Raw genomic sequence first — 17,298 nt, forward strand, 5'->3', positions numbered from 1 at the left:
TTAAATTAACGTTGAACTTGAGTAGATATTCTAACTTTAGCAAGAAACAAAGAAGGGTGCGTTTTATGCGTCCGCTTTCATAGCGAAAATCACTGCAGATTGATGTAATAAAATAACAGATGATATTTATAAAGCTGTGAACAGGATAATCACGCGCCCGATGTAAATTGTGGCAAAATACGGCGCCATGGGTGAATGGATATCACGTGTCAGGGACAAGAGGACAGGAGCGGCATGGCGGTTTTTATTTTTTTTTTATTAGTTGGTGGCGTGCTGGGGTACGGATGGCGGGCGCGTCAACAGACAGTGGCACTGTCTGACTGGCGGGTTTACCTGGCCGGCTTGGAAACGCCGCATGCCATTGTCACCGCCGATCAGGGCGATATTTTGTATGCCAATGCCCCATGCGTAGAAACCTTTTCACTGGTAGGCAGCCATCAGCGATTTAAAACCGCTACTCACCGCCAACAGCAAGCCGTTCAGGCATTTATTGTGGCACAAGCTTGGCCACAACCTTTTTCTCGTGTCGAGGCGAAAGTCAGGGCTCCAGGCGCTAACCGGGTTCGTATTAACGTGCAGTTATCTGGCTTACCGATTCGTTGTCGAGGTAAGCGAGCTTGGTTGGTCTCTTTATCATCGCCAGAACAGCGCACTCATTGGCAGCTTCATGAGCAAGAGCAAGGCGTACTGCTTAGCGTGATTAACTCGCTTGAGGAGTTAGTCTGTTTTCAGGATGTAGAAGGTAATGTGGTAGGCACCAATGCGGCCTTTGACCGGTTTTGGCAAGGACGTGAGCAAGAGGCGATTGTTTGGCACGCCAGTCAGCCGTTGACTCACCCTCAAACTGAACGGACATGGGCGACACAACACAATGATGAAAGCTGTTTATTAGAGACCAATATCACCGCGCTTAAAAATGATAAACAGGCAGTGATAGGCACCTTGTGTATCAGCCACGATGTGACCAACTGGCACCAGATGCAAGAGCGCCTGCAAAAAGAAGCGCAACAGCGCCAATCGGTGGAGCTGGTCTTAGAGCAACGCAGTCATTTACTCAGTGCGATTTTTAAGTCGAGCGTTGATCCTATTGGGATCTTTGACCAAGACTATTACCATTTGGCTTGCAACCAAGCTTATGCCGACGCATTGGGTACACGATCGAGGCCTTGGAAAACGCCCCTGCGCAGAAAGTGGTTGACCCTGACATCTTTGACCAACACCGAATGCGTGACCAACAGGTATTAGAGACGGGAGACACCGTGACTTACGAAGATGTGATCTTGAATCAGGCGGGCGAGCAAACCTGGTATGAGGTAGCGAAGTCACGCATCCAAGATCCGGTGACGGGGGATCCTGCTGTTTTGCTGATGGCACGGGACATTACCGAAAGAAAAGAGACGCAACAGCAGCTCGCAGACGCATTATGGCTTTGCAAGCGCTCAGCTTTGTCGACAGTCTAACCCAAGTGGCGAATCGACGCAGTTTAGACGAACAGCTGAGCAAACTATGGCGCTCACAAGCGCGTGAGGGCTCCCCACTTGCTCTTATCCTGTGCGATATTGATCATTTTAAACTGTACAATGATCACTATGGTCATCAACAAGGTGACTGGGCCTTGCAACAAGTGGCGAATGCACTAACCTCCGCCGTTAATCGGCCGCTCGATATCGTGGCTCGTTACGGGGGCGAGGAGTTTGCCATCGTATTACCACAAACCGAATTCAATGGCGCTATCCAGGTTGCAGAGTCCGCACGCGAGTTAGTGTTATCGGCAGACATTGCTCATCATGATGCGGTGATGACAGGAAAAATTACCATCAGCTAGGTGTTGCTTGCGTGACGCCAACGTTGGAGGGGGATTACGGTGATTTAATACAACAAGCGGATCGTGCTTTATATCAAGCCAAACACAACGGTCGAAATAGAGTGAGTGTGGTGAAAGGGATGCCAACGCCACACGCATCAAGCCCTCGGCGAGCCTCGGTTGCGGAACCGACTTACCTAGAATCTAGCGGTTAATAATCCTTTATGAAACAACTCAAAGTCCTTGCGCAATACTATGTTGATTTACTGGTTAAACTCGGGATTGTGCGCTTTAGCATGCTACTCGCCTTGGCCTTAGTCGCGCTGGCGGTTGTGGTACAAGTGGGTATTACCTTGGTGCTTGAGGGCACGGTCCAGAATATCGACATTATTCGCTCCGTTTTTTTTGGTCTGATCATCACTCCTTGGGCGGTCTATTTTTTATCTGTGGTCGTGGATCAACTCGAAGAATCACGCCAGCGCTTGTCCAAACTGGTCTCAAAGCTTGAAGAAATGCGCGCGCGAGATATGCGCCTTAACCGCCAATTGACTGAAAACATTGAGCAGCTCAACTTAGAAATAGAAGAGAGAGAAAAAGCAGAGGATGCGCGGCAACAGGCGATTAAAGATCTGGAAAACGAGGTGTATCAGCGTGAAAAAGCCCAGCTAGAGTTGGCTGAGCAAACCGCGTTGCTGCGATCCTTTATTGATGCATCGCCCGACTTAATTTATTACCGTAACGCCCAAGGACAGTTTTCCGGTTGTAACCGAGCGATGGAAGAGCTCACCGGTTACGATGAAAAAACCCTAAAGGGCATGACACCTTGGGATGTTTATCGTGAAGATATTGCTGAAAAAGTGGTAGAGACGGATCAGCAAGTCTTTGATGCCAATATATCGATAACCTATGAACAATGGCTGGAATACCAAGATGGCCGAAAAGCCTACTTTGAATTGCGCAAAGTGCCTTTCTTTTCACGAGACGGTCGGCATTTGGGATTGCTTGGCTTTGGACGCGAAATTACTGAGCGTAAGCGTTACCAGGATGCACTAGAAAAAGCGAGTCGAGAAAAAACGGCGTTTATTTCTACCATTAGTCATGAACTCCGTACCCCGCTTAACGGTATTGTGGGGCTAAGCCAAATACTGCTCGACTCACCACTCGATGATAAACAGCGCAACTACTTGCGCACTATTTACGTCAGTGCCATCACGCTAGGAAATATTTTTAATGACATTATCGATCTAGATAAATCCGATCGAAAACGCTTGTCATTGCATCCTACCAGCATCGATCTGCGCGAGTTTGTGACAGAAATTGATAATATTTCTACCCTGATGGTGGAGCAAAAAGGCCTACGTTTTGAATTAGAACGGGTTACGGACTTGCCCGAATACGTTGCGGTCGATGCGACGCGTTTACGGCAAATTCTTTGGAATTTGGTTGGCAATGCGGTCAAGTTTACCAAACAAGGCTGTGTGATTATCACGGTCAGTGCTGACGTTGACAACAATACCGCGCATCTGTGCTTTGAGGTAGAGGACAGTGGTGTGGGGATCCCCGAGGATGAGCAAGATAAGATTTTTGCGATGTATTATCAGGTGAAACAAGCCGGTGAAAATCTTCACGCTGTTGGCACCGGGATTGGCTTGGCCGTTTCGCGTAAATTGGCGCGCTTGATGGGCGGCGATATCAGCCTAGAGAGTGAAGAAGGTCAAGGCAGTACGTTTTCACTCACGGTGAGTGTGCCACTGAGTGAGCCAGATGAAGAAGAGAAGCCTGTCCCTGCGCTGATAGACAATGCGTTACGTATTTTGCTTGTCGAAGACATTGAGCTAAATATCACCGTCGCCACGAGCTTACTGGAAAGCCTAGGTCATGAAGTAACTGTTGCTCGCAATGGACAGGCCGCACTCGATGCTTTTGTGCCTGATGCGTTTGATCTCGTCTTACTTGATATTCAGTTGCCGGATATGACAGGGTTTGATGTCGCCGCGACATGGCGACAGCATCACACTGGTTTACCACCCTTAGTCGCCCTGACGGCCAATGTAATCAATGACAAAAACAGCTATTTAGCGCAAGGGATGGACGATGCGATCAGTAAACCGATTAGTGTCTCCGCATTGAATCAAGTGATTACGTATCATGCTTTGGCCGGTGAGGCGGTATCAGAAAGTGCTGATGTGTCGGAAACCGAGACGAAAGCGGAGCGACCTGTGGCGAACGAGCAAGCCGAGCGCTTATTGGATCTGGATATGCTCACCGGTTACGTCGAGCTGGTGGGGATGAAGCCGGTGCGACAAAGTATCGAGATGTTTGAGTCAACCATGCCAGACTATATCGCGATCTTAGACTCGAACATGACCGCACGTGATCAAGACGGCATTGTCTCAGAAGCCCATAAAATAAAAGGTGCAGCGGGCTCGATCGGGTTAAAACATATCCAAAAAGTGGCACAAAAAGCCCAGTCGCCTGATTTACCCGCATGGTGGGAAAATATTGCTGACTGGGTGGATGAAATAAAAGCCGGTTACCCGCACGATTTAGCGGTGTTAAAAACGTGGTTAGATGAACAAAGTGGGTCTAACAACTCGCTTAATAAGATCAAATAAGGATAAGCTCAAAAAAGGCGCCTAACCAGAGGCGCCTTTTGATGTTTTAACCGGTGGCTGTTAACCGGCGATAAGCGCAAGACTTACGCTTACTGCTCTTCAATCTCGCCGCAGAAGCGATAGCCTTCACCGTGAATTGTGGCAATAATCTCTGGCGTGTCGTTGTGCGACTCGAAATGCTTGCGGATCCGACGAATCGTCACATCGACCGTGCGGTCGTGCGGTTTAAGATCACGGCCTGTCATTTTCTTCAGTAGCTCAGCACGGGTTTGGATCTTGCCCGGATTCTCACAGAAATGAAGCAGCGCTCGGAACTCAGAACGAGGGAGTTTGAAGGTTTCTCCCTCAGGGTTGATCAGTGAACGGCTGTTAATATCCAGGGTCCAGCCATTGAAAGTATAAACGTCAACATTACGTTTCTCTTCACTGTCGTTAACACTGCTTAATGCACGCGTGAGTAGGTTACGTGCTCGGATAGTCAGCTCACGGGGATTGAACGGTTTAGTAATATAATCATCTGCGCCGATCTCCAACCCGAGGATCTTGTCAACCTCGTTATCTCGCCCTGTGAGGAACATCAGTGCCATGTCCCCTTGCTCACGCAGCTCGCGAGCCAGGAGCAGGCCATTTTTGCCAGGGAGGTTGATATCCATGATCACAAGGTGAACGTGATGGTTTGACAGGATTTGATGCATTTCGTCGCCATCGCTGGCTTCAAACACATTGTAACCTTCCGCTTCAAAGATACTTTTCAACGTGTTACGTGTGACCTGTTCATCTTCTACAATCAGAATTTGCGGGGTTTGCATTGGCGATACCTAATATCTAAATAGAATCCGGTTACATTTCACAGTCTAGACCGACTAGCCTGTGAAAAAAATTTACAAAATGCGAGGAATGTCTATCGCGAACCTCGCAACTAACATATGGCACGCCATCCATAGAGAAGTATTCGTCGATGCTAGACAACGCACCGTGTGTTCCAGCTTGAGACGGGGCATGGCGGGTTTGAGTTAACGCCAGGCCGATCACTGTGCTATCCATTAATTATTGTCAATTGTATTCATTTAACAGCACGCTAACAATATATTAGGATGAAGGTTGATGATTTTTTTCATCCTTTATTGACCCCAATCAAAAGCATGTTACGTGTCAGTTAGTGACAACTATCCGTTTAACTTTATGAATAGTCGCGCATAATTAGCAATTAAGCGTAATATTAATAGCCAGTGGATGTAAATAATGTGTGATCGAAATAATCAGCAAGATTTGTGGAAAACTTACCAATCAATCACCTTTCATGCACCTCAAGCGCCCGATGTGGATGCATTTGCTATTCTTACCGCATTTAATCCACGTAGCCAACCTTTATCTGACAATGAGAATCACTTACGTAATAAGCAGCTTGCCAATGCGATGATGCAAGCTGGTATCCGATATTGGCCGATGAATGGTGGCGCACCGGATGGAAGTTGGTTTGAACCTGGCTTTGCAGTCGCGATTGCATCGTCGGATGCCGTGGCGATGGCGAAAGCTTGGGAGCAAAACGCAATTTACTGGGTTGAAAACGATACCTTATGGTTGTTGCCTGCTTTAATGACAGGTTTTGCGCCGCAATCACTTAACGTGCGTTTTTCATCCCTGTTTGCGGCGGCAGACACCTAAAACACGCATCTCATGTCTCATCAACTCCAAGGAGAAAGGAATCATGGACGATAAATTGCCCGACTTATGTGACCAACACCCAGACGCGGTGCAATGGGTGCCGATGCAATGGTATGACTATGGTGGCAAACGAGCCTTTGAAGGCCGGGTGCGAACGGTACGTTGCGATCGCGATAACTCGAAAGTGAAGGCGTTATTGGCATCACCGGGTGATGGACACGTTTTGGTCGTTGACGGTTCAGGCGCGATGGATAGGGCCTTATTGGGCGACATGATTGGACTCAGCGCAGTCGACAATCACTGGGCCGGTGTTGTGATTGCCGGGCCTGTGCGTGATGCAGCAACTTTGTCTACTTTACCGCTGGGAATAAAAGCAATGGGGGTGTGCCCGATTAAAACGCACAAACGTGATCAGGGTGAGGTCGATGTCGCGATTACGCTTGAAGGGGTGACCCTGACAGCAGGCGATTACCTGTACGCAGACCAAAATGGCGTGGTCGTGAGTGCCAATCCGCTAAGTACGTAATCCGCTAAGCACGTAAATTAACACGTTAACCCGAGCCCGAGCCGGTAGAAGCTCGGGTTTGCTTCGCAAAGAAATAGGGGCAGTGATCGGTGACGATTAGGCTGGGTTTACCGTTGCGTGCGCATATCCCAGACGGTTTTGGTCATGGTATGGGCGTACATCGTGAAAATGTCCTGCTTCAACTTGGCGTTGCAGTTGCTGCCAATATGTCGCCTCAAACAGCTCTGGATGGAGACGATCAAATTCCTCGGCCACTGTGCGGTTAACCAGTAAAAAGGTACGAAACTCCTCAGGGAATACATCGTTTTCTCCCACGCTATACCATGGCTCAGCCGCTAATTCGTCTTCAGGATAGCGAGGTGGTGGAATACGGCGGAAGTTTACCTCGGTGAGATAAGCGATTTCATCGTAATCATAAAAAATCACCCGATTATGGCGGCTGACGCCAAAGTTTTTAAACAGCATATCACCGGCAAAGATATTAGCGGCAGCAAGCTCTTTTAATGCATCACCATATTCTTGTACCGCCTGAGAAATCGCCTCAGGCGCCGCTTGCTCTAAATAGATATTAAGCGGGATCATTCTCCTTTCCATGTAAAGGTGACGAATACGCACTTCGCTGTCGGTGACCGTGATGCAAGACGGCGCCACGGCGAGCAGCTCGTCGATTAACGCGTCGCTAAAACGTTGACGTGGAAAAATAAAGTGACGGTATTCTTGGGTGTCCGCCATGCGTCCAACACGGTCATGTTCTTTTACCAGTCGGTATTTTTCTCGCACTTGGGCATGAGTCATTTGTTTTTGTGGCGCAAATTTATCTTTAATGATTTTAAATACAAATCCGTATGAGGGGAGAGTGAATACAGACATCACCATGCCTTTTACGCCCGGGGCGATATCAAATAAATCGTCTGAGTTGTCCAAATGGTGAAGAAATTCACGATATAGCTCGGTTTTGCCGTGCTTTTGACAGCCAATGGCGGTGTAAAGCTCGGCGGGCGTTTTATTGGGCATGAGCTGATTGAGAAAGTCGACTAAGGCCGCAGGGACAGGGGAGTAAACCATGAAATACGAGCGAGCGAAGCCGAACACGATACTGACGTCATCACTGTCGGTGATGCAGGCATCAATATAGAGCTCACCTTGCTCAGAAATCGCGAGCGGTAACACCAGGGGGCGGCGTTGATTGGCCATATCGAGCTGCCAATGAGATACGCACCTTTATTGCGGAAAAATGGCTGACGGACCATCTCAAGGGTGAAGCTCATGGTTAGCTGGGGGCCAAAGCGCGCCTGTAGGATTTGGGTGATCCGCTTGAGATCACTGGTTTTATCTCGCCACGGTAGAGTAAACGGTGTGCTATCTAGCATACGTTCCAGCGTCGCATAAATGCCTGCTTGAGATTGAAACCGCCGAAGTAGTGGCGTGGGGTACTTAGGAATCCGCCCCCCTTGAGCACTTTGCACAAACAACTTATCTCGCCGAATATTCCGATGCTCAAAGATCCGGCAGTAGACAGAGTTAAAAAAACTTTCTGCGATATCGTAGCGAGGATAATCATCAAGCAGTTTGATATACGCTGCCTTTACCGCCATCAAAAACGAGCGTGTCGCGTGTTCTTTTCCCAACATGGCACGGAGCTGTTGGCTCACTAAGCCAACATGGTGGTCATAAAATTGAATGCGCGTTTTAAGTGCAAGCTGAACACTTTGCCAATCTTGTTGCTCAAAGCGTTCCTGTGCGCCCGATGTCACATCGAGAAACCGACCATACATGGCATCCGAGCCTTGTAAGATAGTGTTTGCAACGAGCTGCGCCATGGCGTCCTGTGTCATTTGCGCTCCTTTTAGTCATCGTTTTCCCCTCGATTCAAGCTCGCAGAGTTTTGTTGAAAAAGCAATCAGCATCACTTTTTTGTTGACCTTGGCAGCATGATTCGATACACCTAAGGGGAACTCAACACAATAAATGATAAATGCAACACACATGCAACTAACGATCAGCACCTTGACCACCACAACTACCATTATTACTGGCACACTTTGTGTTGGTGCGGGCTGATACGCACAGAATTTCCAAAAAAAGCCCGTACCCCTCCAGGTACGGGCTTTTTTTTATCTTAAAGAGAGAGGTCCCAAACGGATGCGAGTTTTAAAATTTGGTGGTACATCGTTGGCTGATGCCGAACGATTCAGCCGCGCTGCCGATATCATTGTAAGTAATCAAGGACAAAGTGATGTCTCTGCGGTTTTGTCCGCGCCTGCTAAAGTCACCAATATTTTGGTCTCAGTAGTCGACAATACGGTGAAACACGGTGAGGCTGAGCTGCCGCTTAAAGAGTTAGAAAGCCTTTTTACCGACCTATTTCATGGGCTTGCTGAACGTCAACCCAACCTTGACACTCAGCCTTTATTTGACAAATTAACCCGCAGCCTTGGCCAGCTTCGTCAATATGTGCATGGCATGAGCTTGCTCGGCTTGTGTCCCGATAGCACGTATGCGCGCGTGGTAAGCAAAGGGGAACGTTTGTCGGTGGCGGCCATGCATGCGCTCTTAGAAGCCCGCGGCTATGCAGTGTTTGATATTGACCCAGTTAATTATTTTGCAGCGTCGGGCAGTTACTTAAGCGCCGAAGTGGATATCGAAGCGTCATCGCAGCGATTTAAGCAATCTCCAATCCCGGAGAAACATATCGGGCTGATGCCCGGTTTTATGGCCGGAAATGAAAACGGTGAGCTGGTTACGTTAGGGCGAAATGGCTCTGATTACTCGGCGGCTGTACTGGCGGCATGCGTTCGCGCTGAATGCTGTGAGATCTGGACCGATGTCGATGGTGTTTACAACTGTGATCCGCGTTTGGTGCCCGATGCGCGCTTGCTCAAATCGCTGAGCTACCAAGAGGCGATGGAGCTGTCTTACTTTGGCGCCAAGTCCTGCATCCTAAAACCATTGCGCCAATTGCCCGGTTCCATATTCCTTGCCTGATCAAAAACACCGCCAATCCGCAAGGTGCAGGCACCCTCATTGGTGATGATAGTGGTGAGGATAAGCTGCCAATCAAGGGGATCACTACCTTAAGTGACTTGAGCATGGTGAATCTGTCAGGTCCTGGCATGAAAGGGATGGTGGGGATGGCCTCACGCGTATTTGGCGCCATGTCGTCGGCAGGGGTGTCGGTTGTTCTGATCACTCAGTCATCCTCTGAGTACAGCATTAGCTTTTGTATTCAAAACCAAGATAAAGCCAAAGCAGAAAAAGCACTGAGTACCCACTTTGAGCTCGAGTTGAAAGACGGCCTGCTCGAACCGGTCGAGTTTATCGATGATCTCTCAATTGTCTCTTTGGTGGGTGATGGGATGCGCACCTCAAAAGGGGTCGCATCGCGCTTTTTCACCTCTCTGGCCGAGGTCAATGTCAATATAATTGCCATCGCTCAAGGATCATCAGAGCGTGCTATTTCGGCCGTGGTTCCCTCTGAGCGGGTATCCGAGGCGGTCAAAGCCTGTCACGAAAACTTATTTAATAGCCAGCACCATTTGGATGTCTTCATTGTTGGCGTCGGTGGGGTCGGCGGCGAGCTTATCGAGCAAATTCGTCGCCAGCAGGGCAAGCTTAAGCAGCAAGGCATCGTGATGCGTGTGTGTGGGTTAGCCAATAGCAAGGGCATGTGCTGAACAGCCAAGGGATTGATCTTGATACTTGGCGCGATGAATTACCTAATCATCTCTCCGCCTTCAGTTTGACCGGAATGATCCAGTTAGTGCAGCGTAACCACATCATTAATCCGGTACTGATCGATTGCACCTCGAGCCAGCAAGTCGCCGACCAATATACGGCGTTTTTACAGGCCGGGTTTCATGTTATCACGCCGAACAAAAAAGCGAACACCAGTAGCTTGGCGTACTATCATCAGCTGCGTCAGGCAGCACGAGCGACCCATCGAAAATTTATGTACGAGACCACGGTTGGTGCCGGCTTACCGGTCATTGAAAACCTGCAGAACCTGATTGCTGCTGGGGACGAACTTTCACGCTTTTCCGGTATTTTATCTGGGTCATTGTCCCACATTTTTGGCAAATTGGATGAAGGGGCAAGCTTTAGTGAAGCCACCAATGTGGCGAGGGAAAATGGCTTTACCGAACCCGATCCGCGGGACGATCTGTCCGGGATGGATGTGGCGCGTAAACTTCTTATCTTAGCCCGAGAGGCAGGCATGGATCTTGAGCTTGACGACGTCAACGTGGAACCCGCCTTACCCCCCGGCTTTGATCAATCCGGTGATGTTGACAGTTTCATGGCGCGGCTTCCTGAAGCGGATGCTTACTTTAAGCAATGGTCTGAGCAGGCCGCGCAAGAGGGGAAAGTATTGCGTTATATTGGGGGCATTGAGAGCGGTCAATGCTTTGTAAAAATTCAAGCTGTCGCCAGTGATAATCCGATGAATAAAATTAAAGATGGTGAAAACGCGCTGGCATTCTACAGCCGCTACTATCAGCCAATTCCGTTAGTGCTCCGCGGTTATGGTGCAGGGACCGCAGTGACGGCGGCCGGTGTGTTTGCTGATCTGATGCGAACCCTAGGCTGGAAGTTAGGAGTGTAACCATGACGGTACGTGTTTATGCGCCAGCATCGATTGGCAATGTTAGTGTCGGGTTTGATGTGTTGGGTGCGGCCGTCAGCCCTATCGACGGCAGTTTACTGGGGGATGTCGTTGAAGTGGCTGATGGGGGAGAAACGCCCTTTTCGTTGCGCTGCCAAGGGCGGTTTACCGATAAATTACCGCCCGATGCGCAAGATAACATTGTTTATAAAGCCTATTTGGCATATGTCGCCGCTTTAAAAGCGAACAACCAGCCCGTAAAGCCGGTCTCGATGGTGTTGGAAAAGAATATGCCGATTGGCTCGGGCCTCGGTTCAAGCGCGTGTTCAATTGTGGCTGCATTAGAGGCGTTGAACCGCTTTCACGGTCATGCGTTAGATGAAACCACCATGCTGACGCTAATGGGAGAAATGGAAGCATCCATTTCAGGAAGCCTGCATTATGACAATGTCGCGCCCTGTTATTTGGGTGGGTTACAGCTCATGCTTGAAAGCCAAGGCGTGATTAGTCAAGCGGTGCCGCATTTTGAAAACTGGTATTGGGTCATGGCCTATCCTGGCATCAAGGTGTCTACCGCGGAAGCCCGTACCATTTTACCCGCGCAGTACCGCCGTCAGGATGTGATCGCACATGGACGTTATCTCGGCGGCTTTATCCATGCGTGTCACACTCAGCAATCTAAACTGGCGGCCAGTTTAATTTGTGATGTGATTGCTGAACCTTACCGACAAAAATTACTCCCTGGCTTTGCTGAGGCGCGGGCGTACGCGGCAAACTGTGGTGCCTTAGCAACGGGAATATCCGGTTCAGGCCCCACCCTTTTTAGTGTCTGCGACGATCAACAGGTTGCCGAGCGTTTGGCGCAATGGCTGCGCGAGCAGTATGTACAAAATAACGATGGCTTTGTTCATGTGTGTCGCATTGATGGACAAGGCGCAAAAGAAATAGGAAGTTATGCATGAAGCTTTACAACATCAAAGATCACAGTGAAGTCGTGTCGTTTTCTCAAGCTGTACAGCAAGGGTTAGGACGTGGACAAGGGCTGTTTTTTCCCGACACGTTGCCGCAGTTTGATGACATGGATGCGTTACTTGCCATGCCATTGGTCGAACGTAGCACCGAGATTTTATCAGCACTGATTGGCGAGGAATTACCTAAAAGCCAAATTGGTGAGCTGGTCAGTGAGGCGTTCAATTTTGATGCACCGCTCAAACAAGTGGGTGAACATATTCATGCGCTAGAGCTGTTTCATGGGCCAACATTGGCGTTTAAAGACTTTGGCGGCCGTTTTATGGCGCAGTCGATTGCATCGGTCTCTGACGGTAAAAAAATCACCATATTAACCGCGACATCCGGGGATACAGGGGCGGCAGTTGCCCACGCCTTTTATGGTATCGATAACATCGACGTGGTGATCTTATACCCGAAAGGCAAAATCAGCCCCCTGCAGGAAAAGCTATTTTGTACTCTCGGCGGCAATATCCATACCGTTGCTATTAATGGCGACTTTGACGACTGCCAAAGCCTGGTCAAGCAAGCCTTTGATGACAACGACTTGCGGCAGACGATCGGACTTAACTCAGCGAATTCGATCAACATCAGCCGTTTGATGGCGCAAATCTGTTATTACTTTGAGCTGTCGCCCAAGTTCCTAAGCACAAACGTGATCAACTGGTTATGGCGGTGCCGAGTGGTAATTTCGGTAACCTTACCGCTGGGTTGCTGGCCAAAGCGATGGGGTTACCGATCAAGCGCGTTCATTGCGGGGACCAATGCCAACGACACGGTACCGCGTTATTTGCAATCCGGTCAGTGGGCACCGCATCAAACCGTGGCGACTTTGTCGAATGCGATGGATGTGAGTCAGCCTAATAATTGGCCTCGGATTGAAGAGCTCTTCCGCCGTCAGCAATGGCCGTTAGGTGAGCTTGCCTCTGGGTGGGCTGACGATGAAGAAACAGCAGAGAGCTTACGGGCATTGTCTCAAGCAGGGTACTTGTGTGAGCCACATGGCGCGATTGCTTACCGGTTGCTTGAGCAGCAACTTGAAGACGGGGAAGAGGGGATCTTTCTGTGTACGGCGCATCCGGCGAAATTCAAAGAGTCGGTCGATGCGATCCTTGATATAAACATCGCTCTTCCGAAACCGCTTGCCGAGCATGCTACACGCAGTGTGTTATCGCAAACAATGGATGGCGACTTCATACAATTAAAAGAATCTTTATTGCATATAAATAATAGGTAGTAACCAAGCAAACAGCGCATTAGGGCGCTGTTTGCGTCACTTTGACACGCTTTATAGTACCAAGGAATCGATCAGCTCACTCTTGGATAGGTGTCTTGTGTTCCATTTTTACTTAACACCCATTGCCATAGCTGGATATCGCGAGCGCGAAAGGCACCGGCGCAAGAGAGTAAATAGTAACGCCACATACGATAGAATCGCTCACCAAGCTGGGCTTTAAACTGTGGCCATGCTTTTTCAAAGTTTTCATGCCAAGCCATGAGCGTTTTATCATAATCGGGGCCAAAATTATGAAGATCTTCCATCACAAATAGGTCATCGATAGCATCTCCGATTTGGCCGATGGAAGGTAAATCGCCATTAGGGAAAATATATTTGTCGATCCAAGGATCCGTGGTGGAATTGCGTTTGTTTTTGCCAATGGTATGTAGCAGAAATAGGCCATTTTCTTTCAAACAGCGGTTAGCAACTTCCATAAACTCTCGATGATTCTTGTGCCCGACATGTTCAAACATACCAATGCTCACAATGCGATCGAATTCCTCGTTTATTTCCCGGTAGTCTTGTAGACGAAACTCGAGAGGTAAATGCGGATACTGTTTTTTTGCCCAGGCAGTTTGTTCTTTTGAAATGGTCACACCGACGCACTCCACGTCGTAATGCTCTGCAGCATAACTCATAAAACTGCCCCAACCGCAGCCAATATCCAGCACACGCATCCCGGGCTTTAGCCCTATTTTTTGACAAATGAGATCCAGTTTTGCGGTTTGTGCCTCTTCGAGTGTTTGCGCATTCTTCCAATATCCACAGGTATAGGTCATGCGACTGTCGAGCATGCTAGCATAGAAGTCATTACCCAAATCGTAATGTGCTTCTCCCACTTTCCATGCTCGCTTGATAGTTTGGCGGTTGATTAACTTTGATTTGATAACATACGGTAATACTTTAGATGGATTAATCTTTTCATCCAGGCGAGCATGCAGAATTCGGTAAAAGAAGTCATCGAGTGCAGGTGCATCCCAAAGACCATCCATATACGCTTCTCCAAGGCCCAAATTACCTCGGGCTAATGCTGCTTCTGGCACGCCATAAGCTTTTAACTCCATATCATAGGGTTGAGTTCCCCCTACAGTAATGCCAGCGTATGCGAGTAATTCTTCTATAAAAGAGTGAGCACCTGAATCGGGCTTAAGAAAGGGCTTATAAGAAGATTGTTTTTTGACTGTCATATCATTGCCTGTAGAAAATTGGATAGTGTTGAAGTAGTGTTCACCAAACTGTTAGTGTGATGGGTTGTATTTTTTATGTAAAATCATGGCCTTGGGTCTATGCACTTATTCCACTTGGCCATCAGAGCGAAAACGGATACACAGTAGGTAGGTGCGGAGAAAGATGATGACAACGTGCAAATAAACGATGGTGATTATATCGGAATGATCGGCTCATTTCAATGAAGCCGATCATTCCGATGTTGGATGGTTTTACATTTCTTAACGTAAAAAAAGCGATAACGCCCTTTTTGTTTAAAGTGTTGAGGTAAACGTACGGGTTATCACGTCACGTTGCTGCTCAGGCGTTAGCGAGTTAAAACGAACGGCATATCCTGATACGCGAATCGTTAGCTGCGGGTATTTTTCTGGATGCTTAGCGGCATCTTCCAACGTTTCACGCTTCAATACATTCACATTGAGGTGCTGTCCGCCTTCGTTAACGGCTTGGGTTTCGATCTCGACTTCGCGATAGTCAAATTCGCCCAGAGAAGACAAAGCAACTTCTTGATCTGCTTCAAAGCCCTGTTTGGCGCAAACACAACGGGCTTGATCTGCGTCTTTATTGATTAACCAGATAGAGTTTATCAGGTCATCATTGGCCGCTGAGGTGACTTGAATGCCGGTGATCATGGCTTATCCCCTTTATTGATGGTGACTTTAATGATGTATGATTTCATCATTTTGAGCCTCTATATATATCGTTTTTTCGGTGAAGATGAGTTGATTTGGGTCAATATTTAATCGGTATTGTGAGATAAATATTTATCTTGTATCAACATAAAGTCTCTTTATTTCAGTTATGTAGCACGTATTATAATGCAATAAAAAACTATTCGTGTTAATGGTTTTGTCTATGTTGTTATTTTACTACAAATGAAAGTTGTTGTGCGCTTTTGTGCGGCACTCACTGGGTCTGTCAGGCTCTCTCGGTGCTCGGCTAAGAGGCACCATTGCACCATCGGTGTACATTTACCGAGCGATGAATCGGGTTTCGATTGTTAACCATATAATTATTAGAGGATAAAAAGGTTGGCATTAATCTTTCATAAGAAACATAGCCTCAATAAAGAGGTGACATCTTTGTAGCGAGATAAGGAGCGACTTATGACTCAGCCAACCATGACAATGACCCGTACTAGCTTGCCGACGCCAAACCGTGCGGTTCAAGGCCGCTGCCAGCGTCACTATCACGCCCACACAGAACGAACAAAAGATCGGACACCCCACTGATTTTGAGCGGCTGCCCCGTTAAAATAGCGCTGGTGTGATGATAAGGAGCAACCATGACTCAGGCGCAAACGTGGCAGCAGGTGCTGGCCGATGAAAAACAACAAGCGTATTTTCGCGACACCTTAGCGTATGTTGATAGTGAAAGAGCCAAGGGAGTACCGGTCTTTCCTCCTAAGGACGAGGTATTTAATGCCTTTCGCTTTACCGAGCTCGGTGATGTAAAAGTGGTGATTCTTGGCCAAGATCCCTATCACGGACCGAATCAAGCACATGGACTGAGCTTTTCGGTACGACCCGGGGTGAAAACACCGCCTTCGTTGGTCAATATTTATAAAGAGCTTGCGACTGACATTGATGGATTTGAGATCCCCTCGCACGGTTACTTGCAAAGCTGGGCGCAGCAGGGTGTATTACTCCTCAATACGGTGCTGACCGTGGAACAGGGAAAAGCGCACTCTCATGCGAAGTTAGGCTGGGAAACGTTTACCGATCGCGTCATCGATGCGGTGAATCAGCATTGCGACGGGGTGGTCTTTTTGCTGTGGGGCGCACATGCACAAAAAAAGGCAAAGCCATTGATCGTCAGCGCCACTATGTGTTGACGGCCCCGCATCCCTCACCGCTTTCCGCCCATCGTGGTTTTTTTGGCTGTAAACACTTTTCGCAAACCAATGCATATTTGCTCGAGCAGGGGAGCAAACCGATTGATTGGCAACCGCGTTTAGATGACGCGTAAGTCTTTATCTGACGGTGAAGCGCTGAGCGGATAGGTAAGCCTTAGGTGCTGATGGCTCCCCACTTCTTACATAGAATAATCAGTGAGATAGGATAAAAAAGGTAGTCAGATCCATGATAATCGGCGATTATGGGTCACTACAACACAAAAAGCGCCAACCACCATGAATCTAGCCAGTATTCTACACTCTTTTTTCCTGATGTCCGAGTTCTCTGCCATCAAAGATAAACGACGCATCAACGCTGTCCTCGATTGCACCGATGCCTTGAATGAAAGTGACACACTGACGTTAACCGGAGTCGGTCGCGGTATGAAGCGTACACAAACCAGGGTTAAGCACAGCATCAAGCGGGTCTGCCGCCTATTGGGTAACCGGCATCTTCAGCGGGAAAGAGCGAGTGTGTATGCCTTCGTGAGTCACTTTTTACTCAGGAACATTCAGCATCCAATCATTATTGTGGACTGGTCCCCGGTGAATCATGTCGATAAGCAGATCATTCGGGCAACGATCCCTGTAGGAGGAAGAGCATTTACCCTCTATGAAGAAGTTCATCCAGAGAGCCAACTTGCCTCTTCGAAGGTTCACAAGGCATTTATTCGCCGCCT

The 17,298-nt window shown here is 48.3% G+C and carries 11 protein-coding genes, 5 pseudogenes and 1 other annotated feature; of the genes and pseudogenes, 12 read left to right on the forward strand and 4 right to left on the reverse strand.

What is annotated here, in order from left to right; all coding sequences use genetic code 11:
* Nucleotides 1–234: 234 nt before the first annotated feature.
* The 4 genes and pseudogenes from DZ54_RS25150 (at nt 235) to arcB (ending at nt 4,419) form a co-directional block, all read left to right on the forward strand.
* Nucleotides 235–1,245: a transcriptional regulator gene (locus tag DZ54_RS25150; protein WP_051415889.1), complete on the forward strand. Its 1,011-nt coding sequence runs from the start codon at nt 235–237 to the stop codon at nt 1,243–1,245.
* Nucleotides 1,167–1,460, forward strand: coding sequence for a PAS domain S-box protein (locus DZ54_RS23250; RefSeq protein ID WP_164831550.1), 294 nt, complete (start codon nt 1,167–1,169; stop codon nt 1,458–1,460). Before DZ54_RS25150 ends, DZ54_RS23250 begins: the two co-directional genes overlap by 79 nt.
* Nucleotides 1,424–2,019: pseudogene (locus DZ54_RS23255) on the forward strand (diguanylate cyclase). The gene DZ54_RS23250 and the pseudogene DZ54_RS23255 overlap by 37 nt, the downstream one beginning before the upstream one ends.
* Nucleotides 2,020–2,028: 9 nt before the next feature.
* Nucleotides 2,029–4,419: an aerobic respiration two-component sensor histidine kinase ArcB gene (gene arcB / locus DZ54_RS0103350; protein ID WP_025673095.1), complete on the forward strand. Its 2,391-nt coding sequence runs from the start codon at nt 2,029–2,031 to the stop codon at nt 4,417–4,419.
* An 89-nt stretch (nt 4,420–4,508) separates the two neighbouring features.
* Here the strand turns inward: arcB and arcA are convergent, their stop codons facing one another.
* On the reverse strand, nt 4,509–5,228 hold the full coding sequence (gene arcA / locus DZ54_RS0103355) for a two-component system response regulator ArcA (protein ID WP_025673096.1): 720 nt from the start codon (nt 5,226–5,228) through the stop codon (nt 4,509–4,511).
* Nucleotides 5,229–5,661: 433 nt separating this feature from the next.
* Between arcA and DZ54_RS0103360 the strand changes: the two genes are divergently transcribed.
* Complete coding sequence (locus DZ54_RS0103360) at nt 5,662–6,084, forward strand: DUF3293 domain-containing protein (protein WP_025673097.1); 423 nt, start codon at nt 5,662–5,664, stop codon at nt 6,082–6,084.
* A 43-nt stretch (nt 6,085–6,127) separates the two neighbouring features.
* Entirely contained in the window at nt 6,128–6,610 is a 483-nt protein-coding gene (locus DZ54_RS0103365; protein ID WP_025673098.1) for a putative 4-hydroxy-4-methyl-2-oxoglutarate aldolase, read from the forward strand.
* 96 nt (nt 6,611–6,706) lie between these two features.
* Here the strand turns inward: DZ54_RS0103365 and aceK are convergent.
* Nucleotides 6,707–8,364: pseudogene (aceK, locus tag DZ54_RS18700) on the reverse strand (bifunctional isocitrate dehydrogenase kinase/phosphatase).
* 245 nt (nt 8,365–8,609) lie between these two features.
* Nucleotides 8,610–8,727, forward strand: a sequence feature (Thr leader region).
* Between the two features lie 25 nt (nt 8,728–8,752).
* Here aceK and thrA point away from each other — a divergent pair.
* The 3 genes and pseudogenes from thrA to thrC all read left to right on the forward strand — a co-directional run bounded on the left by thrA (nt 8,753) and on the right by thrC (nt 13,455).
* Nucleotides 8,753–11,210 (forward strand): annotated as a pseudogene (thrA, locus tag DZ54_RS18705) (bifunctional aspartate kinase/homoserine dehydrogenase I).
* A gap of 2 nt (nt 11,211–11,212) precedes the next feature.
* Entirely contained in the window at nt 11,213–12,172 is a 960-nt protein-coding gene (thrB, locus tag DZ54_RS0103380; RefSeq protein ID WP_025673099.1) for a homoserine kinase, read from the forward strand.
* The gene (gene thrC / locus DZ54_RS18710) at nt 12,169–13,455 is read left to right on the forward strand and encodes a threonine synthase (protein ID WP_240473905.1); all 1,287 of its coding nucleotides are present in this window, start codon (nt 12,169–12,171) and stop codon (nt 13,453–13,455) included. The genes thrB and thrC overlap by 4 nt, the downstream gene beginning before the upstream one ends.
* A gap of 71 nt (nt 13,456–13,526) precedes the next feature.
* Here the strand turns inward: thrC and cfa are convergent, their stop codons facing one another.
* Nucleotides 13,527–14,684, reverse strand: coding sequence for a cyclopropane fatty acyl phospholipid synthase (gene cfa / locus DZ54_RS0103390; RefSeq protein ID WP_025673100.1), 1,158 nt, complete (start codon nt 14,682–14,684; stop codon nt 13,527–13,529).
* A gap of 294 nt (nt 14,685–14,978) precedes the next feature.
* Nucleotides 14,979–15,356, reverse strand: a complete 378-nt coding sequence (gene grcA / locus DZ54_RS0103395; RefSeq protein ID WP_025673101.1) for an autonomous glycyl radical cofactor GrcA — start codon at nt 15,354–15,356, stop codon at nt 14,979–14,981.
* 474 nt (nt 15,357–15,830) lie between these two features.
* Here grcA and DZ54_RS26630 point away from each other — a divergent pair, with 474 nt between their 5' ends.
* From DZ54_RS26630 to DZ54_RS25450, 3 genes and pseudogenes are all read left to right on the forward strand, one after another.
* On the forward strand, nt 15,831–15,956 hold the full coding sequence (locus DZ54_RS26630; RefSeq protein WP_276201977.1) for a hypothetical protein: 126 nt from the start codon (nt 15,831–15,833) through the stop codon (nt 15,954–15,956).
* A gap of 53 nt (nt 15,957–16,009) precedes the next feature.
* A pseudogene (ung, locus tag DZ54_RS18715) lies at nt 16,010–16,692 on the forward strand (uracil-DNA glycosylase).
* Between the two features lie 163 nt (nt 16,693–16,855).
* Nucleotides 16,856–17,298 (forward strand): annotated as a pseudogene (locus tag DZ54_RS25450) (IS4 family transposase); the annotation flags it as partial.

Source organism: Salinivibrio socompensis S35, from assembly GCF_000513715.1.
GTDB lineage: Bacteria > Pseudomonadota > Gammaproteobacteria > Enterobacterales > Vibrionaceae > Salinivibrio > Salinivibrio socompensis.

Bases quoted from the DNA above. Each gene is read 5' to 3' on its own strand.
- arcB (WP_025673095.1), top strand. From the start codon at position 2,029: ATGAAACAACTCAAAGTCCTTGCGCAATACTATGTTGATTTACTGGTT.
- DZ54_RS0103360 (WP_025673097.1), top strand. From the start codon at position 5,662: ATGTGTGATCGAAATAATCAGCAAGATTTGTGGAAAACTTACCAATCA.
- DZ54_RS0103365 (WP_025673098.1), top strand. From the start codon at position 6,128: ATGGACGATAAATTGCCCGACTTATGTGACCAACACCCAGACGCGGTG.
- thrB (WP_025673099.1), top strand. From the start codon at position 11,213: ATGACGGTACGTGTTTATGCGCCAGCATCGATTGGCAATGTTAGTGTC.
- DZ54_RS25150 (WP_051415889.1), top strand. From the start codon at position 235: ATGGCGGTTTTTATTTTTTTTTTATTAGTTGGTGGCGTGCTGGGGTAC.
- cfa (WP_025673100.1), bottom strand. From the start codon at position 14,684: ATGACAGTCAAAAAACAATCTTCTTATAAGCCCTTTCTTAAGCCCGAT.
- grcA (WP_025673101.1), bottom strand. From the start codon at position 15,356: ATGATCACCGGCATTCAAGTCACCTCAGCGGCCAATGATGACCTGATA.
- arcA (WP_025673096.1), bottom strand. From the start codon at position 5,228: ATGCAAACCCCGCAAATTCTGATTGTAGAAGATGAACAGGTCACACGT.
- DZ54_RS26630 (WP_276201977.1), top strand. From the start codon at position 15,831: ATGACTCAGCCAACCATGACAATGACCCGTACTAGCTTGCCGACGCCA.
- thrC (WP_240473905.1), top strand. From the start codon at position 12,169: ATGAAGCTTTACAACATCAAAGATCACAGTGAAGTCGTGTCGTTTTCT.